Raw genomic sequence first — 22077 nt, 5'->3', positions numbered from 1 at the left:
CTTTCTAATCATTAAAAAGATCTAAATTCTTTTTTAAATGATCTCGTCTTTTCTTAACTTTTACGAATGGAATGAATAGTAGTATGGCAACTGTCAAATTACAACTACCCAAAATGATTTGATAATCGAACAAACCTGTTAAATTGGTTAGAGCAGATAAGAGATTCACAAGCATCAAAAATAAAAATAGTGTATAAATTCGATTTAAATACGTTATTTTAGATGAAGTATCTGTATACAGTTCAAATGGACCATCAGATGTGTTCTTTCTGAAATATGCCCAGTTAAACCGTCTTTGTACAAGCTCCACGCCAGATTGCTGCAAAAATTCGATATACTCTTTTGATTGATCTTTCGCACCTAAACCACTTAACATTTCATTTCGGTAAATATATTGACCTGGTTCGCCTTTTTCGAATGTAAAATAGTTAAAATTAAATGAAATTAAATGCCATCCTTGTTTCGACATGTCATTTACCCAATCTTCCTCTTTTTCATAATCCAAAAAGAAACGAAATTTTGTTAACTTTTCATTCATTTTGTACTACCCCCTGTTATACGGATACCATTGTCAAAAAGTTCCCTTAATCTCAAAATTTCGTACTCAATAACTTCTTTACCCTTATCTGTAATAATGTATTCTTTTTTTCGCCCATCTTCTTCAAAAGCTTTTATCCATCCACGATCCAGCAATGTTTTAATCGCACCATAAATAGTACCAGCCCCTAGTTTCACACGGCCACTTGTCATTTCATCCGTAAACTGAATCATGCCATACCCGTGTCGTGGTTCGTATAAAGACAGCAAAATATAATAAACGCCTTCTGTTAACGGTGGAAGGTCTTGTTTCATTTTATGATCACCTCTCGATATAATGGCTACTGATATATCGCCTGTTGATATATTTAATATATCAGGGGTCGATATAATAATCAATAGAAACGATGTAAAAAATAAAAAAACTGGTAACCTCTGTGGATTACCAGTAAAAAATTATTTTCGTTTTCTTTTAACAAACCAAACAAACAAACCTGTTAAAACCATATAAATGACAATAATAACGGCTAGTGTAATCATCCGTTCCGAAAACGTGCCATCTGCAAATAGCACTGGCCCTAAACCAAAAAATGAGACACCTAAATACAGGACGAGAAAAAGGAAGTAAACAATCCACTTCATACAATACCCTCCCTAAAAACGGCTTTCTCTATAGTAAATGCTCTTTTACTCTCGAATGATTTTGAAACTGCCAATCCCTTTTGCAAGTACAGTGCCATCCTCAGTATATACTTCCCCTTCAGCCTGTGTAATGCGATAGCCAAGTTGGACAATTCGACCGGTTGCATACACGGTCCCAGCAGTAATTGGAGCTAAATAGTTAATATTTAAACTAATTGTGGCACAACGAGATTTCGTTTTTGCTCGAATACACATCGCGAGCACTTGATCAATCATCGACGCATGAATTCCACCGTGTAAAGTATGGTTATTGTTTAATAAATCGTCTCTTATCTCAAGTTTTAATATTACCCGATCTTCATCAAAATCAATGATGTCAAACCCGATAAATTGAAAAAATGGCATTGTCTCAAAACTTTTTTGAATTTCTTGTATTGTTGTATTCATGATGTCACCTCAAAATTTACTATATCAAAACCAACCAAAAAGGACTCACCTTTTGTTCAAGTGAATCCTTCCAACATTTTAGTTTGAATAGACAGTTGGCTTTACGGTTTCCTTTAAAAATGAATGTATCGCTACGATTGTTTTCTCGATTTCGCTAGAGAACACATCATTTTTCGTAAAGAAACTATGAACAAGACCCTTTGCCACTAATTGTTTGACAGACACATTTGCATCTTTTAATTTTTCACTATACGCAATCCCCTCATCGCGTAACACATCGTTTTCTGCAACAATAATTAATGCTGGCGGTAATCCTGTCACATCATTTGCTTTTAATGGCGCTACATAAGGATGCTCTTTTTCTTCTTCTTTATTTAAATAATACTTCCCAAACCATTGCATATCTTTCCGTTCAAGACCGAACCCTTCCGCAAATTCATGATAAGAAGTCGTATCATAGCCTAAATCCGTTACTGGATACAATAAAATTTGTGATGCAATGGATGGTCCATTGAAGTCTTTTGCCATGAGTGTTACAACAGTGGCTAGATTTGCACCAGCACTATCCCCCATCACTGAAATTTGATCATCAATGCCGTTAATCTTAACAGCATTTTCAACTGTCCATAGAAAGGCATCGTAAGCATCATTAACTGGAGTTGGAAATTTATATTCTGGTGCAAGACGATAATCAACTGACACCACAAGAGAATTCGCAAGTGCTGCTAAATTTTGGCAAGAAGTATCACTTGTCTCAATACTATTGATGACCCATCCTCCACCATGATAATAAATAATAATCGGATGCGGCCCTTCCCCAATTGGTGTATAAACTCGCACCTTAATTTTACTACCGTCTCTTACTTCAATAAGTTGATCTTCTATATTTGAAAGTGTAACTGAGTTTTTGTCCGTTGTTAAGGCTGATGCACGTAAATGGCGTACTTCTTCAGGTGTCATCGTATGGAGTGATGGTTGTTGATTAACGGTTTCTAAATATTGGATCGTTTTTAATAATAAATTCGGCAAATCGATCACTTCCTAATGTTTTTAATTCTTATAGATTTAGTATGTTTTAATACTAATTGATTTACTCGGAATTAGCAAGGTGAAAAAATAGATTTAGCAAAAAATTGTGAAATGCAGAAATACTTCTACATTATTGGTGATTTTTGGTTATTCACCCGACTTTCGTTTATTTCTATAAATCGAAAAGTAATATATCTATGTAGGCATCTATCTTTCAATTTTATGAGAGTCTACCTATTTCCTCTCAATAATAGGTATACAACCAACTCTACTAACGTTTTTTTCATAATTTAATAAGGCAACGAACTATTAAAGAAGGAGGAGAAATAATGCGTAGAAGACATTGCGGTTGTGGTAGTAGAAAGCCCATTTGCTGTCCACCAACTGTACATCCAACTCAAGTCGCACCAGCACGTGTATCACCAACTCAAGAAGTAATCAAAACAAACATTTTTAATACGGTGGTACCTCATTATCACCCGGTTCACACTAGAACAATTAACCGTCATTACACTCATCACCAACACTACTTCCCTCAAACTCAATCAGTTGAAAATGAGTATATTGACACACAACACAATTGTGGAGATCCTAGAAATCCAAACCCTGGTTGCTTCCCTCGTAGACGATTTGGCTTCTAAATAAAAATTACCTACCGTTTTTAAAGCGGTAGGTAATTTTTTACATTCTTTTTAATTTCTCGTATTCTAACTGCAACGCTTCAATTCGTTTACGACCTTCTTCACGATTGCGAATTGTTTCAGCTTGGATTTGTTTTGTTTCTTGAATACCCGACATAATGGTTTGCCACGTTTTTTCAATCGTTTCAATTTTAATGCTTGGGTTTCCAGCAGAGCGTGCAATGTTGACACTATTCTGACGGATATTTTCTGCATTGCGAACGAGCATTTCATTTGTCCGTTTATCCAGCTCATTCATAGAATCTGCTACTAACTTTTGGCGTTGAATTGTGACAGCATGGATTAACCCTTGCTTGAAAATCGGAATGGTTGTCACAAAGGCCGAATTAATTTTCGCAATTAAATGGTTATTCCCTTGTTGAATCATACGAATCTGCGGTGCTGCTTGGAATGACACTTGTTGAGCCATTTCTAAATCATAACGGCGCTGTTCTAGTAACTCAATTGTACGACGCATTGATTCTAACTCCATCATCGCCTCTTGATCGCCTTCATTTGATCTTTGTTCTAATAACGGGATTTGAGGGTGCAGTTGGTCAAGCTTTACTTCAATGGCTGCCACATGTTCACTTAAACTTTGGAAATAATTTAAGTTTTGGTCATACATGTGTTCTAATTCCATTGTATTTTTCTTCATTTCCAACTCATATTTTGTAATCTCGTTATAAATCACATCGACTTCTTTATTCATCGTGTCATATTTAGATAAAATTCGTTCTAGCTGCTCTTTCCCTTTATTGAATAACTTCTTTAAAAAGCCACCCTTTTTCTCCTCATGAAAATCTTGTGGGTCAAAGCGGTCCATAATTTTATTCAAATTGTTAATAAGTTCACTCGATTTTTCCAGCTTACTGGACTTGATAGAAGACAACATGCGATCGGAAAATTTAGAAATCGCAGTAGCAGTTTCCTTCCCAAATTCAAGGACGGCAATTTGATTTTTATGGTCAATTTTTTCTGCCAACGCTTGTACTTGTGGCTCTTCTTTTAACATGAGCTGGCGTTTTTTAATTTGAGACATCTCTTCTTGTGATACGAGTTGTACAGGTTGAGGAATTGGTTCTAAGCTTGAGTTTATTGGTTCAACTTTTTTTGCGTCTAAGTCCTCAAATAATGGATTATTAATTTCTGACATAGAAATCCTCCGTTCATCAAAATTTCAAATTATTGTCATCTTATCTTAAACATAATTCACACATTTGGTCTATATAAAACATACGAATTCATACGTAAAAAAGTTTCATTGCAACTTAGCAATTAGCGTAGTTTTTGATTAATAGAAAATTCTAAGGCAACTATAGAAAATTTCATCCTGTTAATAGAAAAAATTGCGCTGATAATAGAAAGTCCTCACATCATCAAAAAAAAGCCGCAAACTCAAATTCTGCGGCTTTTGCAATTTACATTATTTTTTCGATTTCAACAGCTGATTGGATAAGAATAGTCCAATTCCCCCAATTGTGATAAACAGTAACGCGCGAATTAATAAACTTAAATCTGCTAAATCGATAAAAATTAATTTACAGATCGCCATAGCTAATACCGTATACCCCATCACCCGGACGACTTTTAATTTGCGCTTCGTACTCATCCAGAGCGAGATGGTTGCAGTGGCAAATAACAAAATTGTTTTAGCTGCGACAATCACGATATAATCCAGCCAACCATCGTAAATCAGCTGGTTCAGAATACTATATAACACCATCATAGACGCAACGATTCCTACCGCGATGAAACCATCCACATTCATTTTTAAATTCCGTATCCACGTCTTATATAAATAGCCTTCCTCATAAACATCGGAAACAATGAGAATTATCACACACGCATAAACGATCCGAACGATTAAATTCAACCACATCTCGATACCTTCGACATAATGAGTTGGAATTAAATTGATCGTCACTAAAGCAAATACTACCGTGAGTGCGTAACGTAAAATTCGCCCAATGAATCGTTCTGGAAGGAAAAACGACCCCAGCATCACAATCACGAAGATTATGCTTGAAAAGTACGGATACCCAAAATCTGAAAAATATTCACCATCGAATTTCAGAATATAAATAAAGAAGTATAGTACGATAATGTTTGGGTAGACATCATGAATAAAAGTGAACGAAGCTTTCTCTGTTGTCTTACGTTTTACATATACGAAAATTGTGATTAGATAGGCAAAAATTAATAAATAATTGAAATGTTCCACACTCCAAAATGGTTCAACTTCATCAATGAGAAAATGCCCGAATATCAAGATGGTAAATAAAATGCTATAAGTAATTTTCATTAACATAGCGCCAATCCGAATCGCAAGCAGTACCCCTAAAAATGTCGAAAGTGGCAATAGGACGATATCAAAATCGTTGGACAAATCAAACGCAAGTAACATGTTAAAAAATGCGACTAGGGCAAGCGTTCCAACAACATCCACAATTCGGAATTGCCCACGTTTAAATGCAAATAACGCAAAACTTCCGAAAATAATGGTTAAAGCAATGAACGGCATTGCATTATCATCCGAAATGACGTTCATTAATATGATTGTAAGTCCACTTAAACTAAATAACATTCCCTCATGTAAGGCTTTCATTTTGCCCGAATTATAAACTCGCAGCCAAACCACAAGAAAAATAACATTCAATAAAACATAGCTAATGAAATATAAATATTCCTCTTGATCATTCAAGCTATAAATTACTTGAACAGCAATGATGGAGAAGAAATACGCAATATAAAGTGCAACCTTTTGGCGATGCTTCATAAATACCAACTGCATTGCACCAAATACAAGTACTACATATAACAGGATGATTGCATTATTAAATTCCATATATTCTAGTAAATACGGTAGTAACAAGGAAGTGAAAATTACAAACACCGATAACACTTCATTTTTCTTTAAATATGAAATGATGATACCGTACGCAATATAAAGTAGAGTTAACAATAACGCCACATAAAGTCCGAGCACCTCATAAAGTATGGCCCCTGCAGCTGTCGTCAATATCCCAATGATGAATGCCCCACCATATAAAACGACGGTCAAAACTTGTGAGGTGTCTCGTTTCCTTTTTTCCATTAGGTAAGCCGCTACCATTAAACCAATGGAAAGGAAGTATGCCAAAATAATTTTAACAGTATTTGGAAATAATCCAAAATCACTAATCAGCTTTAATCCCCATAAAACGCCGAGGACAAGAATGATCATAAATATTTTTGGCAATGCCCAAACAACGATTTCTTCAAAACTCCGTGAATTTTTCGGAGATGTTTCTTTTTTCGGTTGTATTGGGGGTTGAGTAATCGTTTTTGGATTTACACGTTCTTGTGCCGCCTTATTAAGTTTTACTAAAGGATTTTCCAACTCAATTTGAGGTTTTTCAAGAATTGGCTGTTCCTCCATTTGTTTGATACCCTTTAATTCATTTAATTCAAAACGGAGAGCCCGCACCTCTTCTTCTAAGCAGGCAATTCGCTTTTCGGTTTCTTGATCCATTATCGAAACCCCTTTATCCATTAATGAAATACTATTACTATTTTATTTTAATCTTGCCAAATATAATGTAGTACTAAAAAGCTATTTCAATACAAAATGCCCCGAAAGTATAAATACTTTCGAGGCATTTTATTGCTGCTGCTTATTTAAAATAGTGTGCGCCAACAATTATTAGTAGGATGAAAAGTACTACGATTAATACAAACTCATTGTTGTGTCCTTTTGAATAACCACCATGTGAATTACAATACATGATTTACTCCCCCTTTATACGAGATACTACAATTTATGTCGTTTCCCCAAAAAGAACAGGGACAAATGACTTGGGTTTGCCCTGTTTTTTGCTGGTGCTACCTTAAAAAATTTGAAAGCACCCACCCCGAGTTTCCCTCGAGATGGATGCCTTTTTGTTATTAGCAGTATTTTCCGCCGCCGCCATTGAAGTTATAGTAAGCACCGATAATGATAAGAAGAATGAATAGTACTACTAGTAAAGCAAAGCCGTTTCCATGACCATAACCGTAGTCACCAGCTCCTCCAACATTTCCACAGTAACCCATACAAAAAACCTCCTTTCTTTGAACACATTTATAATTTATGATTCTCTTTGAAGGGGGTATTGGACAAAAGTTTAGTTATCCGTAAGTTTTTGTAATGAATGAGCTTCTTTCGTTTCTACCTTAATAGCTACCTCCTGTTATTAATTAATGCAAAGATTCATTTAAGAGGTATGACAATCGTTTATGCCCATTTAAAAAACCGCTTCCCGATTGGAAAGACGGCTTTAAAACTCTTGATTAAAAGACAACTCTCTTGTCCAATAGTCAACAATCACAGTGGCATGCTCAAGTTCAATCGTATCCTTTAAAAACGAAATAAATGTATCAAAATCAGTTTGCGTTATGTCTTGATGGTTTTTCTTAAATGTCACAACAATTAGTGGTTTCCCTTTTTCAACATTATAACTTACCGATATATATTTCGTTTCACCAAAGTGATCTTCTATGTACCTTTCAATCTTTGGGTTTACTTCTTGATTTAAAAGCTCCTCTTGTGATTCAATGTTGATGGAGTCTTCCATTCGATTCATTTTTTTATCATAATATACGGTTAACGTTTCCTCACGATTGATGTTTTGAACAGTTACGGCATGTTCAAAATAGCCATAATGTTTAAAATGAGTGGAAGACGAAATTTCTAATAAATTATATTCCATGTTTGGATAGTTTTGGGCTAAATAATGTCGAGTTTGTTTTAACGCTTCTTTTTTCTCCAAATCTTTTAAAATATTGTTAATAATCAAAACGATGCCTGCAATCAAAAACACCGCTACAAGCAAATATATAAAAAGTTTTCTCTTATTCATTCATTCCTCAATTCTACATGTAATTTACAGCCAGTCTTTCACGTAAGCAACTAATCCAATAACCGAACCCACTGCAGCACCTAAAAACACATAAATTATTAGATTACTTAATGGTTTTCTATCATTATTCTTTATCATAAAACTTCACCTCAACTCAATTACCTATACGAATAACTTCGGTTTATGTTTCATTTTAAGCTGCTCGATTTAAACATGGACGCATCTTGGTTCATAAAAATACGCTGTCCATAGAAGAAATTTTTGATTTGAACAGAATGGAAGGTTTTGGAGCTCATCATAGGTAGCTTTTTTCGCAATCACCTTTGCTAATGCGATTCTCCCTTCTATCATATCGTTTTGCAACTTTTTTTTCATAATAAAAACCGCATCTTAAAAATGATACGGTTTAATTGACTATATATTAATCGTTGTCATATTTCGTCCATTTCGTTTTGAACAGTACAAGCCTCTATCAGCTCGTTCGATGATTTGTTTTGGATGTTCATCATCTGCATTGAACAAAGTTATCCCTAACGAAATTGTAATAATTTCCCCTGTAGGACTAATCGTATTTGCAACTGTATTTCTTAATTCTTCAGCCATTTCGAATGCTTCCTCAATAGACGCGTCTTTTAATAAGAGAACAAATTCTTCTCCTCCATATCGGAAACACCCATCCCCTACTCGACAAGCATCTCTTAAAATCTCCGCTAAAAATTTTAATACATCATCACCAACTAAATGGCCGTATGTATCATTCACCTTTTTAAAATAGTCAATGTCTAACATAACCAATGCAAAAGGTGTTTTCGTGTTCACCCATTCGTTTATATGGGAATCAAACATACGTCGATTTGATAAACCTGTCAAGCCGTCTTTTTGGTTTTGATCTGTCAACAGTTGCAAATGCTCTTGTATATCATGATAAAGTAATTTTACTTCTCGGATGGATGATTTGATTTGAATCATTTCTCGAGTTTCATGGGGCTTATTATTTTTCACAGAATCACGAGAAAATTCGGCTAATTTTGTTAAGGGTCTGGAGATTTTATTTGCAATCATTAGGGTTATGATTAAAACCAAAACGAGTAATGGGAAAGAATTAATTAATGCTTTTTTCGTTAATTCTTCCAATGGTTTTTTCATCACTGAAACTGGTGTACTCGAAATTATGAACCAATCCGTACTATTCATATATGCGTACCCAGCAAAATATTCTGTCCCACCCGTTCCAACGATTGTTGTACTTCCACTTTTCCCTTTTTCCACTTTCTCCATAATCGGGTAATCCGAAATATTTTTATAGATTTTCGTTGGGTCTGTATGAGAAATAATGGCACCATTATTATCAACAACGAAACTAGAGGAAGTGTCTAGAATATCATGTTTCTTTAATAATCGGGTTAATGAATTATCCCCATTAATGTTAACGGTTCCTCCTGTAATCCCTCTAAAAGTCCCGTCCTTATCAAAGATTGGGTAGGAAATTAACACAATTAAGTCCCCAGATTGAGCCAAATAAGGATCTGACACAATGGGTTTTTGCTCCCGCAGAAATTTTCGAATTGAATCTGTTTCAAGCTTTGTGCCTGGCATTACTTTGTTGTTCCCGGCATCCATAGGGCTCAACCATTGTATAACACCGTCTTCATCTGTTGAAAAAACTGCATTAAAATAAGGACTTGTCGCAGAAAACCACTGATCCATATTTGCTTGTGTAAAATTACCTTTTTCAATCGCTTTTGATAAGTTACGAATACTTATTTTCATGTCATCTACTAAAATGCTTGTATCCAACGAAATTTTCTTTGCATATTCATAATTTTTATTTAAATAATTCTCAGATAATGTCACTTTCAATACTCTATTGGTTGTATGTTCGGTTACAATCGTCGCTAATAAAATTGAAATGGTGACCAAAATACTAATGACAAAGTTTAGTTTTAACCCCTTTTTTGGTTTCATCATGTTGTTTTCGTTCCTTTTATATGAATGGTTATACTTCAACTTTCCCCCAAACAGTGAACTTTATAGATTTTAGAAGGCTAAAAAAATTCCCACTAATGTGGGAATTTTAGGGTTACTCTTCTTCCATCGCTGCTGTAAACGCATCTTCATAATCTTCGTCGTAAACAATGTTATAAATTTTCCATGTTCCGTCTTCTGTTTTCTTTAAGTAAGCTGTTCCTGACATATCCACTGTCATTTCAAAAGACATATCTGGTGCACTCATTGCAACATGAACTTTTAAATTGTCTACTTTCACTTCAGCAAAACGTTTATTTAATGAAACAACCGTGCTTGTATGTTCACCCACTTGTTTTGCTGTGACAGTGCCTTCCATTTCCTCAGAATCTTCTTGGAATGCAAGGTTATCAAGGGAGAACGCTAGGTAATAACCCATTGTTGTTTCACGATATAAAGTTTTTAACCCTTCAAGATCTTGTTGTTCAGTTAATAAGAACTCTTCTGTAATGTTACGGTCAACCACTTGAGTAACTTGCGATTCGTCTACCGCTGTCCCAAGCTCTAAGTGTAATGCACGATCAATCATTAATACAGCTTGAGAACGTTTTGCAGGATTATTCGGTTTAAATTCATTTTTAATCCCTTTAATAATTCCAACACCTGCTGCTTTAACAATTGCTTCATATGCAGAGTTGTTCGTTGTCACATCTGTGAACGTTTTTACTGGGGCTGAAAAATCTACTGTCGGCTCGAATGCGCGGTAAATCATCGAAGCCATTTGAGCACGTGTAATTTTTTCATTTGGTTTAAACGTGCCATCTGGTTTACCAATAATAATTCCGTTGCTCGTCGCAATTTGTACATAATCATAGTGCCAATCTGTTGCTTTAACATCAGGGAAGGATTTGTTTAACTCCCCACTCGTTAAATTCATGGCGTTCACTAAAATTTTTGTGAATTGTGCACGCGTAATCGTATTTCCCGGCTTTACAAAAATAGAAGTATATTCATAGATTTCGCCATCTTCTTCATAAACTTCAGTTTCCTCATAACCGCTTAGAATATCTGTATATAAGAAACGTTCTAATTGGTTGTACGCCTCATGATCATAATCAACATCATACATATAATATTGATCTATTGTTTTTTCTGCCGCAAAAGCAGGGGATATCGAAAAAATGCTGAATGCAAGAACTAAAACTAATAAACTACGAGCTATTTTCAATTGGTTTAACACCCTTCCATAATAATTTATCTTACTCGAAAATATTACTCGAAATAGAGTAAAATGAATATAACTAAAAATATGGAAAGTTTGTCACTTCTTAAGCAAATAAAAAGCCGTTTCTCGTAGGATAAGAATCGACTTTAGCCAGTATTTTGGTGTGGTGAAACCAATAGCGTTATGTGGGCAAAACGCATCGCTATGTGGACAAAACATAGCGCCCAGTGGACAAAACGATTGTTAATTCACTATACGTAACGCGGATTCCTATGCATCACCGCAGTAATGAATACCATTCTGATGCAATTTCCTTCAGATTTTTGTTTTCATACGCTCTATGAATACCATTCTCCCCCAGTTTCCCAGCCATTTCCGTCTTCAACACTGTTAATCAAATATCATTAATTGTACTTTCCCACCGACTACTCCACTATCGTAAATTCAAACTTCATATCAAATTGAAATTCACCATCCCAAAAAGTTCTTTCGACAAACGTAACTTTATTATGGTGATCAATTAAAATAACCGTGGAATTCCGAGTTCCGTAGTTTGGCATTTTAATAAAAATTGAAGAAAGTAGGCGTTCTAACTCAAGGCCCACGCCTGTATCTGGCAACCGGTCATCTTCAGCAATTTCTGGGTCCGCAACCATTTCAAATAAATCTTCCATATTTAGTTCGTGTTGATGGGATGCATAATCTTTTAACTTTAATTTCGCTTTTTCCACTTTCGGCCAAGGTGTATTCAATGAATAATTACTTAGACTATGGGTGCCTTCTTTAATATTATTCACCTCATCTAACCGGTTATTATAGTGAAAAAATTCCTTACCGTTCCAAAGCAACACATTATACCCACCATATTGATCCCGATTCGTTCGCAATTCTTCAATAAAAGCTGCAATAGTCCCATCACCTGATAAAAAGTTTGTCACGATTTCTCCCCGTGATTTTGGTTTTGCAGGTTCACTCGGGTCGCGAAAATTTGTCACAGCCGCAAATCGACCGTTTTTCGAAATTCCTAGCCAAGTTCCCATTTGCAAAAGATCCCTGCCTGCTAAGATTGTTGGGTTATCCTGCCAAAAATGCGCGGCTTCTGTTGGGCGTAAATAATCCTCATCTCGATTCGCTACAATTATTAGTTTATAGGTTGGGTGCTGATTGTAATGAACATTAATTAAACACATGATTGATCCCCCTTACTTCGTGTCGTTATTTTTCGCCTCTAGTTTTTCGACGATTTCACGTAAAATGGTATTACGTTCTCGTTGTGCAGAGACAATACTTACCATAAACCATATAATAAATAACGCTGGAATGACATAAAAAATAAACGCTACTACAATTTCCATAGTACCCTCCTAACTTAGAAATAAGAAAAACGAGATTATCTAAAGACAATCTCGTCCAAAGTACTGCCGATTATTTAACCGTAAACGTCATTTTCACAGAATTTTTTAAATTCAAACCACTTTCTGATGAAATATCATTACCAATATATAATGTATAAGTTTTACCAGATTCATAAGGTTGAGATGACGAAATTTTTACTGCATTCGAATCCGGCAAGTAAGAAATTGTTGTTTCTACAAGGTTTTGTTCTTCATCTAATACAACAATATCTAAATTTGAAAGCGTTGAAATGTCGATTCCTTTAGAGAATTGAATTGTCCAGTCTTTGGTTGTATCAACTGGCGTTTGTGATTCTTTTTCTTCTGCAGATGTATCTTGTGTTACTTCTTCTTTTACTTTCTTTTCAATTTGAGTTAGCGTTGTTTTTACTTTTTGGATTTCAACTTTCATTGCTTCAACGCGATCGATTCTTGCTTGTAATTCTTCAGTAGCTGCACCTTTACTTGAAAGCCCGTTTAAACGGTTTGATACCCCATTTAGACGATTTAATAATGCATTTAACTTCCCTTCATATCCAGGGTATTTCTTTAGCTCAGATTCAACCTCTTCCTCACTGTTTCCATCAAGCTCTTCGTTATCAACTACTGGCTCTTCAACCACTACTTCTTCAGTAGGAGCTTCCTCTGTAGCAACAGTTTCTTCTTGCGGTTCAGCTAACTCTGAAACTTGTTCATTTTCCACTACTGCATCAGTAGTTTCAGTACTTTGAGCATTTTGCGTTTCTTTTTGTAATTCTTCTATTGATGAACTTAATTTTGGTATTTTGCTTTGATACAATTTGAATTTGCCTTCAATATTATTAAGCTGTTTATCAATTGACTTTAATTGCTGGATTTGACCCTGATTTTGTTGCTTTTCTTTTTCTTGTTGTTTTCCATGCTGTTGCACAACTTCATTTTTAGGTGCGGCAAATACTGAATCTGTTGTTGCTACTCCTCCTATTGCAACACATGCTGCCACTGCTAGTACGAATTTTTTCATTACCAATTCCTCCTTATTGTTGGGTAATGGTAGCTGGCTGGCATAGATAACCCTTAGCCCCTATAGCTTTGTGACACCAAATTTCTTTGGTTGTACCCAATTTTATATCGGAAGAATTATGAAATATTTTAGGGGACTTTGTAGAAAATGGGTGAAAAGTAGTGCAAATTGGTGGCCCAAAAAATGATGTTGTACGCTAAAAAAATGTATAAAAATCTCGAAAAGTTACATTTCAATTTAAAATATCAAATAATTCATCATTTTTTAAATTTAACGAGCGAAATGGTAGAAAAGGGTATATAATCATTATATTCTTATTATTATCTTCAAGGAGTGTTCAATTTGAGTACAACAACTAAACGTGCATACAACTTTAATGCAGGTCCATCTGCATTACCATTAGAAGTTTTAGAAAAAGCACAACAAGAATTAGTGAACTTTAATAATACTGGTATGGCATTAATGGAAATGAGCCACCGTAGTAAAGATTATGAAGCTGTACATAACGATGCAATTGCACGTCTAAAAGCATTATTTGCAATTCCAGATAACTATGAAGTATTGTTCCTTCAAGGTGGCGCTAGTCTTCAATTCACAATGATACCAATGAACTTCTTAACACAAGACAAAACAGCAAGCTATGTGTTAACTGGTTCATGGTCTGAAAAAGCGTTAAAAGAAGCAAAACTTTTTGGACAAACTGCTCAAGCTGCTTCAACAAAAGAAAACAACTATCGTAATATTCCTTCATTAGAAGAAATTCAATTCAACGAAACAGATGCATATGTTCACATCACTTCAAACAATACAATTTACGGTACACAATGGAAAAACTTCCCTACTACAGGTGAGGTTCCACTAGTAGCAGATATGTCTAGTGATATTTTGTCAAAACCAGTTGATGTAAGCAAATTCGGTATTATTTACGCTGGTGCACAAAAGAACTTAGGGCCATCTGGTGTAACAGTTGTGATCATCCGTAAAGACTTATTAGCTAGTGCCAACACAAACATCCCGACAATGTTAAAATATACAACGCATTCAGAATCAAACTCTCTTTACAACACTCCTCCAACGTTTGGTATTTACATGTTAGGTGAAGTATTAAAATGGGTTGAAGGTAAAGGTGGATTAGAAGCAATTGAAAAACAAAACGAAGAAAAAGCAAAAGTAATTTACGATGCAATTGATAACAGCAACGGCTTCTATTATGGTCATGCAACAAAAGAATCACGTTCATTAATGAACATCACATTCCGCGTCGCTGATGAAGAGCTAGAAAAACAATTCTTAGCTGAAGCAAAAGCAGCAGGGTTTGTTGGCCTAAATGGTCACCGTTCTGTTGGCGGTTGCCGTGCATCAACTTACAATGCAGTACCATTTGAAGCATGTCTTGCACTTGCGAACTTCATGGTTGATTTCCAAAAGAAAAATCAATAATAGCGAGCGAAAACACCTTGTCTCAAGTTCGAGGCAAGGTGTTTTTTATAGGGCACATACAATTCTTTCATACTTGTAGCAAAGTGAACAATTGTTTGTATATAGTCGTTCGATTGATCCATATTTTAAAGTGCCCCTTTCAAAAAACATATTGTTATAATATTATACTCTATTTATATATTAACAAAGAATTGGAAAAATTCAATTAATTCGGTTTTCTCTCTAAAATAAAAAAGAAGAGAAATTCCACCCTAGATTTCTCTTCTTCACTCATGTTATATTTTTTTGGCCATTTCTTCAATTTCTTCAGCAAAATCCGTTAAATGCTGGATTGTTTGCGATATTTCATTAATGCTTGAAGATTGATTGTTTGCGATATCTAATGTTTCTTTCACAATAGTTGCTACTTGATTCACTTTTACTTTTAACTGATCGAGTAGATTACGAATTTCGTTGACAGAATCCGCACTTTGGTCTGCTAATTTTGTAATCTCTTTTGCTACGACACTAAACCCTCGTCCATATTCTCCTGAACGAGCCGCCTCAATTCCTGCGTTAAACCCTAAAATTCTTGTATTTTTAGCAACAGAATTGATCATCTCCAAGATTTTCGTCGTATTTTCAACTTGTGTGCTCATTTCACTTTGGGCTTCTGTTAAATGCTTGATATATGTACTAAAGTCACTTGCAGAAGAGGCCAATTCTTCCGTTGAAGCAGAGATTTCTTCAGAAGAGGCTGCAAAATGCTCTGCGACTTGCATTAATTTTGATTGATTTTTCGTACTTTTACTTACCCCGATTGCCCCTATTACTTCACCACGGTCTCCATGAATTGGTGCCATGACAACGTGGAATGGGTCGCCATAAAGCTCAGCAGGGATATTCATTACTTTTACTTTATTTGTACGAATAACCTCTAAAATTGGTTCGTTACTTTCAAGCTTTCGACCTTTCGAACTCTGTACAGCAATTTCTTTTGATAATAGTTGTTCAATTACTGTTACCCCATCTGTAATGGAAATGTCAACATCTTCTGTGAAAAGTTGTTTAATCGTTGGTGCATGTTTTACGAACCATTGTAGTGTTTCATGTACTTCTTTTTTTGTCTCTAAACTCATTAGTATTCCCCTCTCAATCAACATGAACAACTTATTAGCTAATATTATATCACCATTATCTTTCCAAAAACTCTCAATTTGGTAATATTTTTTGAATAATTTTTAAAGGCAATTAAAAAAACCCCCTTCCATTTTGGTAGGGCACTGAAAAAGTCGATTTTAATAAATTTTTATAATAAAAATACGCTCAGATCTTTTAGGAAGTGGGATTCACGAAGACTCCTACGGGAACAGCTTGAGCTGAAGACCCCGCAGGAGCTTGCGACGAGGAGGCTGAAGCCAAGCCCGTGGAAAGCGAAGTGAATCCCACCTTCTATTTAGAAGCAAATAATTACTATAAATTTTTATCGGTATTTAGTTTTTCAGTGGCTTCCCATTTTGGGACGGGGTTAACAATTAATAAATTAGGATTTAACTAGCATCTTAAGGAGCAATGTTTCTATCACTTTTTCTATAACTTCAAAATCTCGATTGACACCGCTCAATACCGTATCTCAATATATTGTAGAAGATCTAAACTTTCCTTTAAAATTCGCATCATCTAAACGTTTCTTCTTATCCCAATATACTTTAACTTTTTGATATCTATCAGTTTCATTTGGTAATAACCAAATATCTGGCATATGAACCCTCCATAATAATATAAATTCCTATGTAACTTAGATAATATGTAATTATATACAAAAGCTTAGAATTTCCCCCCATAAAAAAACTGCCCTTTTTAAAAGAGCAGTTTCATCAATTAATATGCGCGGCCGAACCAAACAGTGTGTTGTGCTTCTTTGCCACAGTTAATGCATGTATGTTTTTCAGTTGGAGGGTTGAATGGAATGTTACGTGTTGTGAATTTAGTTTCTTCTTTCACGTTTGATTCACATGCATCGTCTCCACACCAGCCAGCAAGAACCCATCCAGGAATTGTGCCGTTTTGTTCTGAAGTAGCTAAATGTTCGTGTAATTGAGCTAATGAATCAATATGTGTATGAGAGTTCGCATCACGGAACGCTTTTGCTTTATCGTAAAGTCTTGTTTGCATTACTTCAAGCTCTTTTTCGATCGCTTCTACAACAGCGCCAAGTTCGACAGTTTGTTTGTCTTGTTCGTCACGAGCTTTCAATAACACTTGGTTATTCTCTAAGTCACGTGGGCCAAGCTCGATACGTACTGGTACCCCTTTTAATTCCCATTCATTGAATTTAAATCCTGGTGATTGATCTGAATCATCCAGACGAACACGGATGCCTTTTGCTTTTAGGCTCGCAAAAATTTCGTCTAATTTTTCAATGATCGCTGGGTTCTTTTTCCAAGGACCAACTGGGATTAAGACAACTTGAGTTGGTGCAATTTTTGGAGGTAATACTAGACCTTGCTCATCACCATGAACCATGATGACAGAACCAATTAAACGTGTTGACGTACCCCAAGACGTTGTATGAACGTGAACATGTTTGTTTTCTTTGTTTAAGTATTTAATATCAAAAGCTTCCGCAAATTTTGTCCCTAAATAGTGAGAAGTTCCGGCTTGTACAGCTTTTCCGTCTTTCATCATCGCTTCGATTGAATACGTATCAACTGCACCTGCAAAACGTTCTGATGGTGTTTTTTGACCATCGTACACAGGAATTGCAAGGAACCCTTCTACTACTTCTTTATAAATATTTAACATTTGCATCGTTTCTTTACGTGCATCTTCTTCATCTACGTGCGCAGTGTGCCCTTCTTGCCATAAAAACTCAGAAGTACGGATGAATGGAAGAGTTTTCTTCTCCCAACGGAAAACGTTTGCCCATTGGTTAATTAATAATGGTAGATCACGATAACTTTTAATCCAATCTGAATACAAATGACCAATCATAGTTTCAGAAGTTGGACGTAATGCCAAACGCTCTTCTAACTGCTCCCCTGCTGCTTCAGTTACCCAAGGAAGCTCTGGTGAAAAGCCTTCAATATGATCTTTTTCTTTTTGGAAAAATGATTCTGGAATCAGCATTGGGAAATACGCATTACGGTGTCCAGTTTCTTTAAAACGACGGTCCATTTCGCCTTGGATATGTTCCCATAACTCATAGCCATCTGGTTTAAAGGCGATACAACCACGAACAGGTGTATAATCCATTAAATCTGCTTTTTGAATTGTGTCGATGTACCATTTTGAAAAATCATTTGTTTGTTGAGACATTTTATTTCCTCCTAAACATATTACAACTTGACGGATCCGTTCTAACTAAAGATTTGAGCTCGCCTGTGGTATTCTTTTATATATTTGGATTTCTCTTCCTAAAATAAACATCAAATCCAAATAAAAAGCACAAAGAGTCCTAAAATAAGGACGTCTCTGTGCGAATAAACGTGGTACCACCTTAGTTCGGTAATAAACTATTACCCTCCTGACGTTAGTAACGATAACGACTCGGCAAGTTTTTGCTCGCATCTCCGTGATAGGTTTCAATAAGAAGTGGTGATATAGCTCTCAGCAACTGCTATATTTTCTGTGTCACAATTCTCATTTACTTGGTCACATCATTGATTTCATATTTCTTATAATGTATCAAAAAAACGGAATAAATTCAATGTTTGTGGTAATTTTTCCAGGAGTTGTTGAAACAGAAAATTTTAAATTGATTTACTTATTCAAATATTAACAATTATACATATTCAAAGTTTTTCATTCAATTGTCCTATAATCAAATTAGTAGTTTCTTAATATACAAATTTAGGAGGGAAATGCGTTTGAAAACTTCCATACGATGGAGAATTATTGCCATTGTACTCGTTATTATTGTCCTTGGATTAGGTTCCCTTTCTACAATAAGTTCATTCATGATTTCAACCAAATCCGAAAAAAACGTAATTGAATCGAGTGAAGTGGTTGTAACAGGACTATCTAATACGATTACTACATTTTTAGATGGGTATGAACATAGTTTATTAAAACTAGCAAATTCACCCGACGTAGTAGAATTTAATAAACACTCAACAACATACGATGATGCACAAGATCGTTTATACCGTACTGGATTAACAGACTATTTATCCATTTACGATGCAGCTTCTAGTATATACTTCTCAAATGGCGACTATACCATTATTGAACCCCATTTTGATGGGATAGATGAGTTAGACATTAAATCTCGTGATTGGTATAAAAATGCAATTGCAAATGAGGACCAATTTGTTTGGTCAGAACCATATATCGATACTGTATCAAATAGTTATGCTATTACAGGTTCAGTAACTGTTAAAGATGGCAATCAAGTAATCGGTGTCCTTGGTGTAGACATACAGTTAGAACAATTAACCGAAATGGTCTCATCCACAAAACTTGGGTATAATGGCTATCCACTTATTCTTGACAATCAAGGAGCAGCTTTAGTCCATCCAACAAAATCTGGTGAAAATTTACAATCAATTGAATATGTAAATAAGATGTTAAACGATACGTCGAAAACAAATCATTTTACTGATGATGTTGATCAACAGGAATCCATGATTGTTTATAACAAAATTCCTGAACTTGGTTGGACAGTTGGTGCTGTATATGATGTAAAAGAAGTGCAAAGTTTAGCAAGGGACATGCAACAGGTAATCGTCCTCATTGCAGTTGCTACGTTAATCATTACATTTGTTATTCTTTACTTCTTAATAACAAGAACGTTAAAACCAATTAATCAACTCGGTTTGTTAATGGAAGAAGTCGCACAAGGCGATTTAACGGTCCAAATCAACTTAAAATCAAAAGATGAAATTGGACAACTTGCCAACTACTTTAATGATATGGTTCAACAAATGAAATCCATCCTTACTGTTGTTCAAGATTCATCTGCACATGTAGAAGAACGTTCGCAACTACTAAGCGCATTAGCAGAAGAAACAAGTGCATCGAGTATTGAAGTGTCAAAAGCCGTGAATGATATTGCCATTGGTGCAACAACTTCTTCAGAAAATGCAGATGCTGTAATGGAATCTTCCGTGAAACTTGGGGACAAAATTAATGACATGCAAGAACAATCCAACGCCCTACATGCGATTACAATCCAGGCTGGCAAATTAAATGTCGTTGGGGAAGAAAAAATGGAGAACTTACTCGGCTCCTTTGATCACTCGAAACAAGACTTACTGAATATGGCACAAGCTGTTAAAATTTTAGAAGCGAAAGTCGGCGCGATTGACTCGATCATGAATACAATTTCCGAAATTTCCACGCAAACGAATTTATTAGCGCTAAATGCGAGTATTGAAGCTGCTCGTGCTGGTGAACATGGTCAAGGTTTTGCAGTTGTTGCAGCTGAAGTACGAAAATTAGCGGAACAATCAAGAAACGCAACCGAACAAGTCAAATTAACGATTCAAGAACTTCAATCAGAATCACAAGTTGTTGCTAACCAAATGACGGAAATGCAACAAACTTTCCAAACTCAAGGTGTAGTCGTTGAAGAAACTGGTACCCTCTTTGGTAATTTAACTGAGTTAGTGAACAACATGGAAGCAACTTTTAAACATGTAACGACAGAAATTGAAGGTATCATTAAATACAAAGACCGTGTTGTACAAACAATTCAACAAATGGCTTTAACAGCACAATCAAGCGCAGCAGCATGTGAAGAAGTGAGCGCATCAAGTGACGAGCAGTTAAATGCCATCCAATCGGTCGCTCTTGCATCTGAAGAGCTAAACAGTTTAAGTACAGAACTGTCCATTGCCGCAAGCAAATTTAAATTATAAAACACGAAAGCCACGCGTTGATGAACCAACCGTGGCTTTTTGTTATCCATTTTTCACTTTTTGAAATTGAAAAATCTTTTCAATCTTTTCTTCTAAGAAGTTAGTTCGTTCAAATAAGCTTGCTCGCAAATGTTCAATTTGACGAACAATCTTTTCTATTAATCCTTCACTATTATCGACTTGCTCAATGACTTCTTTTTGTGATTGTTCGATACAAGAAAGTCGCGTTAACAATTGCTCGTTAACTTCTCTTTGTTCCTCCATTTTTTCTTGCATTTCTTCATTGATTGATGCCACATGTTCAATTCGTTTCAACATCGCACTTGTCATCGTTGCATAATCCTTTAACAAATGAACAATTTCTTTATGTTCATCCGCAATCACATCTACTCTTGTCGCCACTTCTTTTTGCGAATGCGTAATCGTGTTTACTTCTTGTAGCAAGTTTTCTTGTGATTGAGACATGCTGTTTACTTCTTGACGCAAAGCTTCTTGTGATTGAGAAATGCCATTTACTTCTTGCAGCAAGTTTACTTGTGAATGAGAAATAGCATTTACTTCTTGGTGTAATGTTTCTTGTGATTGCGTAATCCCATTTACTTCATGTAGCAAATTTTGTTGATTATGTTGATCGTCCTTTAACACTTCTTGAATGAAGGCATTTTGATTTTCAATGGACCCTAACATATCGATTACTTGCTGCTCCAATTGTTCTTGCATTTGATGGAAATGATCGATATTACTTAAACGGTCATCTAATTTTTCCCATTGCTCGGATTGCTGATGATTCCATTGTATTTGTGATGTGTGATTAGTAGATACCGCATTTTGTAATTCTTTGCTTGCCCTTACTTGTTGTTCTAAAAGCTCCGATAAATAATCCCTTCGAAACTCCACTTGATTCGGTTCAAAAAGCGTATTTGGATTTTTAAACACTTCTGGGTGCTCATCATTATTAATATATAACCCCATAGTGAATACACCCCCTTCTTGTT

The 22077-nt window shown here is 35.4% G+C and carries 22 protein-coding genes, 1 pseudogene, 1 riboswitch and 1 other annotated feature; of the genes and pseudogenes, 3 read left to right on the top strand and 20 right to left on the bottom strand.

Features of this window, described 5'->3' with window-relative positions:
* Positions 1-4 precede the first annotated feature (4 nt).
* The 5 genes from CRO00_RS07945 to CRO00_RS07925 all read right to left on the bottom strand — a co-directional run bounded on the left by CRO00_RS07945 (position 5) and on the right by CRO00_RS07925 (position 2655).
* On the bottom strand, positions 5-538 hold the full coding sequence (locus CRO00_RS07945; RefSeq protein ID WP_097073147.1) for a DUF2812 domain-containing protein: 534 nt from the start codon (positions 536-538) through the stop codon (positions 5-7).
* Positions 535-852, bottom strand: coding sequence for a PadR family transcriptional regulator (locus CRO00_RS07940; RefSeq protein ID WP_097073146.1), 318 nt, complete (start codon positions 850-852; stop codon positions 535-537). The genes CRO00_RS07945 and CRO00_RS07940 overlap by 4 nt, the downstream gene beginning before the upstream one ends.
* A 141-nt stretch (positions 853-993) precedes the next feature.
* Positions 994-1179, bottom strand: a complete 186-nt coding sequence (locus CRO00_RS07935; protein ID WP_097073145.1) for a DUF6954 family protein — start codon at positions 1177-1179, stop codon at positions 994-996.
* A 45-nt stretch (positions 1180-1224) separates the two neighbouring features.
* Positions 1225-1626: a PaaI family thioesterase gene (locus tag CRO00_RS07930; RefSeq protein WP_097073144.1), complete on the bottom strand. Its 402-nt coding sequence runs from the start codon at positions 1624-1626 to the stop codon at positions 1225-1227.
* A gap of 78 nt (positions 1627-1704) precedes the next feature.
* The gene (locus tag CRO00_RS07925) at positions 1705-2655 is read right to left on the bottom strand and encodes an alpha/beta hydrolase (RefSeq protein ID WP_097073143.1); all 951 of its coding nucleotides are present in this window, start codon (positions 2653-2655) and stop codon (positions 1705-1707) included.
* 329 nt (positions 2656-2984) lie between these two features.
* Between CRO00_RS07925 and CRO00_RS07920 the strand changes: the two genes are divergently transcribed.
* Positions 2985-3296 (top strand): CotD family spore coat protein, encoded by a 312-nt coding sequence (locus CRO00_RS07920; RefSeq protein ID WP_097073142.1) that lies wholly within the window; start codon positions 2985-2987, stop codon positions 3294-3296.
* Between the two features lie 40 nt (positions 3297-3336).
* Here CRO00_RS07920 and CRO00_RS07915 read toward each other — a convergent pair whose 3' ends face one another.
* From CRO00_RS07915 to CRO00_RS07875, 11 genes and pseudogenes are all read right to left on the bottom strand, one after another.
* Entirely contained in the window at positions 3337-4491 is a 1155-nt protein-coding gene (locus CRO00_RS07915) for a toxic anion resistance protein (protein WP_097073141.1), read from the bottom strand.
* 270 nt (positions 4492-4761) lie between these two features.
* Positions 4762-6849, bottom strand: a complete 2088-nt coding sequence (locus tag CRO00_RS07910) for a DUF2339 domain-containing protein (RefSeq protein WP_161946638.1) — start codon at positions 6847-6849, stop codon at positions 4762-4764.
* Positions 6850-6991: 142 nt separating this feature from the next.
* Positions 6992-7102 carry a YjcZ family sporulation protein gene (locus CRO00_RS07905; protein ID WP_097073139.1) on the bottom strand — a complete coding sequence of 37 codons (111 nt, stop codon included), beginning with the start codon at positions 7100-7102 and terminating at the stop codon, positions 6992-6994.
* A gap of 160 nt (positions 7103-7262) precedes the next feature.
* A pseudogene (locus tag CRO00_RS07900) lies at positions 7263-7364 on the bottom strand (YjcZ family sporulation protein); the annotation flags it as partial.
* 269 nt (positions 7365-7633) lie between these two features.
* Positions 7634-8215, bottom strand: a complete 582-nt coding sequence (locus tag CRO00_RS07895) for a hypothetical protein (protein ID WP_097073137.1) — start codon at positions 8213-8215, stop codon at positions 7634-7636.
* A gap of 207 nt (positions 8216-8422) precedes the next feature.
* Positions 8423-8590 (bottom strand): hypothetical protein, encoded by a 168-nt coding sequence (locus CRO00_RS20115; protein WP_161946637.1) that lies wholly within the window; start codon positions 8588-8590, stop codon positions 8423-8425.
* Between the two features lie 39 nt (positions 8591-8629).
* Positions 8630-10183 carry a sensor domain-containing diguanylate cyclase gene (locus tag CRO00_RS07890; protein ID WP_097073136.1) on the bottom strand — a complete coding sequence of 518 codons (1554 nt, stop codon included), beginning with the start codon at positions 10181-10183 and terminating at the stop codon, positions 8630-8632.
* Between the two features lie 112 nt (positions 10184-10295).
* Complete coding sequence (locus CRO00_RS07885; protein ID WP_237658354.1) at positions 10296-11408, bottom strand: S-layer homology domain-containing protein; 1113 nt, start codon at positions 11406-11408, stop codon at positions 10296-10298.
* Positions 11409-11830: 422 nt separating this feature from the next.
* Positions 11831-12595: an NRDE family protein gene (locus CRO00_RS07880; protein ID WP_097073135.1), complete on the bottom strand. Its 765-nt coding sequence runs from the start codon at positions 12593-12595 to the stop codon at positions 11831-11833.
* Between the two features lie 12 nt (positions 12596-12607).
* Positions 12608-12760: a hypothetical protein gene (locus CRO00_RS20280; protein WP_202615642.1), complete on the bottom strand. Its 153-nt coding sequence runs from the start codon at positions 12758-12760 to the stop codon at positions 12608-12610.
* 70 nt (positions 12761-12830) lie between these two features.
* Positions 12831-13802 (bottom strand): Ig-like domain-containing domain, encoded by a 972-nt coding sequence (locus CRO00_RS07875; protein ID WP_097073134.1) that lies wholly within the window; start codon positions 13800-13802, stop codon positions 12831-12833.
* A 25-nt stretch (positions 13803-13827) separates the two neighbouring features.
* Positions 13828-13909: riboswitch (cyclic di-GMP riboswitch) on the bottom strand.
* 235 nt (positions 13910-14144) lie between these two features.
* Here CRO00_RS07875 and serC point away from each other — a divergent pair.
* Positions 14145-15242: a 3-phosphoserine/phosphohydroxythreonine transaminase gene (serC, locus tag CRO00_RS07870; protein WP_097073133.1), complete on the top strand. Its 1098-nt coding sequence runs from the start codon at positions 14145-14147 to the stop codon at positions 15240-15242.
* Positions 15243-15517: 275 nt separating this feature from the next.
* Here the strand turns inward: serC and CRO00_RS07865 are convergent, their stop codons facing one another.
* From CRO00_RS07865 to proS, 3 genes are all read right to left on the bottom strand, one after another.
* Entirely contained in the window at positions 15518-16360 is an 843-nt protein-coding gene (locus CRO00_RS07865) for a methyl-accepting chemotaxis protein (protein ID WP_161946636.1), read from the bottom strand.
* Positions 16361-16854: 494 nt separating this feature from the next.
* Positions 16855-16983, bottom strand: coding sequence for a hypothetical protein (locus CRO00_RS20540; RefSeq protein ID WP_272914313.1), 129 nt, complete (start codon positions 16981-16983; stop codon positions 16855-16857).
* A gap of 119 nt (positions 16984-17102) precedes the next feature.
* Entirely contained in the window at positions 17103-18539 is a 1437-nt protein-coding gene (gene proS, locus CRO00_RS07860) for a proline--tRNA ligase (RefSeq protein WP_097073131.1), read from the bottom strand.
* Positions 18540-18682: 143 nt separating this feature from the next.
* Positions 18683-18893 (bottom strand) — a binding site (T-box leader).
* A gap of 197 nt (positions 18894-19090) precedes the next feature.
* On the opposite strand from proS, the gene CRO00_RS07855 reads away from it, so the two are divergent.
* Complete coding sequence (locus CRO00_RS07855) at positions 19091-21082, top strand: methyl-accepting chemotaxis protein (protein WP_097073130.1); 1992 nt, start codon at positions 19091-19093, stop codon at positions 21080-21082.
* 42 nt (positions 21083-21124) lie between these two features.
* Here the strand turns inward: CRO00_RS07855 and CRO00_RS07850 are convergent, their stop codons facing one another.
* Positions 21125-22054, bottom strand: a complete 930-nt coding sequence (locus CRO00_RS07850) for a coiled-coil domain-containing protein (RefSeq protein ID WP_097073129.1) — start codon at positions 22052-22054, stop codon at positions 21125-21127.
* Between the last annotated feature and the right edge of the window lie 23 nt (positions 22055-22077).

It is taken from the genome of Ureibacillus xyleni (genome assembly GCF_900217795.1).
Taxonomy (GTDB): Bacteria; Bacillota; Bacilli; order Bacillales_A; family Planococcaceae; genus Ureibacillus; species Ureibacillus xyleni.
The sequence above is the reverse complement of the archived record's forward strand: the minus strand, read 5'-3'. Positions and strand labels throughout refer to the sequence as shown.

Excerpts from the sequence above, each read along its gene's own strand:
- CRO00_RS07940 (WP_097073146.1), bottom strand. The coding sequence starts at position 852 with ATGAAACAAGACCTTCCACCGTTAACAGAAGGCGTTTATTATATTTTG.
- CRO00_RS07910 (WP_161946638.1), bottom strand. The coding sequence starts at position 6,849 with ATGGATCAAGAAACCGAAAAGCGAATTGCCTGCTTAGAAGAAGAGGTG.
- CRO00_RS07945 (WP_097073147.1), bottom strand. The coding sequence starts at position 538 with ATGAATGAAAAGTTAACAAAATTTCGTTTCTTTTTGGATTATGAAAAA.
- CRO00_RS07920 (WP_097073142.1), top strand. The coding sequence starts at position 2,985 with ATGCGTAGAAGACATTGCGGTTGTGGTAGTAGAAAGCCCATTTGCTGT.
- proS (WP_097073131.1), bottom strand. The coding sequence starts at position 18,539 with ATGTCTCAACAAACAAATGATTTTTCAAAATGGTACATCGACACAATT.
- CRO00_RS20280 (WP_202615642.1), bottom strand. The coding sequence starts at position 12,760 with ATGGAAATTGTAGTAGCGTTTATTTTTTATGTCATTCCAGCGTTATTT.
- CRO00_RS07930 (WP_097073144.1), bottom strand. The coding sequence starts at position 1,626 with ATGAATACAACAATACAAGAAATTCAAAAAAGTTTTGAGACAATGCCA.
- CRO00_RS07850 (WP_097073129.1), bottom strand. The coding sequence starts at position 22,054 with ATGGGGTTATATATTAATAATGATGAGCACCCAGAAGTGTTTAAAAAT.
- CRO00_RS07875 (WP_097073134.1), bottom strand. The coding sequence starts at position 13,802 with ATGAAAAAATTCGTACTAGCAGTGGCAGCATGTGTTGCAATAGGAGGA.
- CRO00_RS07880 (WP_097073135.1), bottom strand. The coding sequence starts at position 12,595 with ATGTGTTTAATTAATGTTCATTACAATCAGCACCCAACCTATAAACTA.
- CRO00_RS20115 (WP_161946637.1), bottom strand. The coding sequence starts at position 8,590 with ATGAAAAAAAAGTTGCAAAACGATATGATAGAAGGGAGAATCGCATTA.
- CRO00_RS07905 (WP_097073139.1), bottom strand. The coding sequence starts at position 7,102 with ATGTATTGTAATTCACATGGTGGTTATTCAAAAGGACACAACAATGAG.
- CRO00_RS07890 (WP_097073136.1), bottom strand. The coding sequence starts at position 10,183 with ATGATGAAACCAAAAAAGGGGTTAAAACTAAACTTTGTCATTAGTATT.
- CRO00_RS07895 (WP_097073137.1), bottom strand. The coding sequence starts at position 8,215 with ATGAATAAGAGAAAACTTTTTATATATTTGCTTGTAGCGGTGTTTTTG.
- CRO00_RS07865 (WP_161946636.1), bottom strand. The coding sequence starts at position 16,360 with ATGAGTTTAGAGACAAAAAAAGAAGTACATGAAACACTACAATGGTTC.
- CRO00_RS20540 (WP_272914313.1), bottom strand. The coding sequence starts at position 16,983 with ATGCCAGATATTTGGTTATTACCAAATGAAACTGATAGATATCAAAAA.
- CRO00_RS07935 (WP_097073145.1), bottom strand. The coding sequence starts at position 1,179 with ATGAAGTGGATTGTTTACTTCCTTTTTCTCGTCCTGTATTTAGGTGTC.
- CRO00_RS07915 (WP_097073141.1), bottom strand. The coding sequence starts at position 4,491 with ATGTCAGAAATTAATAATCCATTATTTGAGGACTTAGACGCAAAAAAA.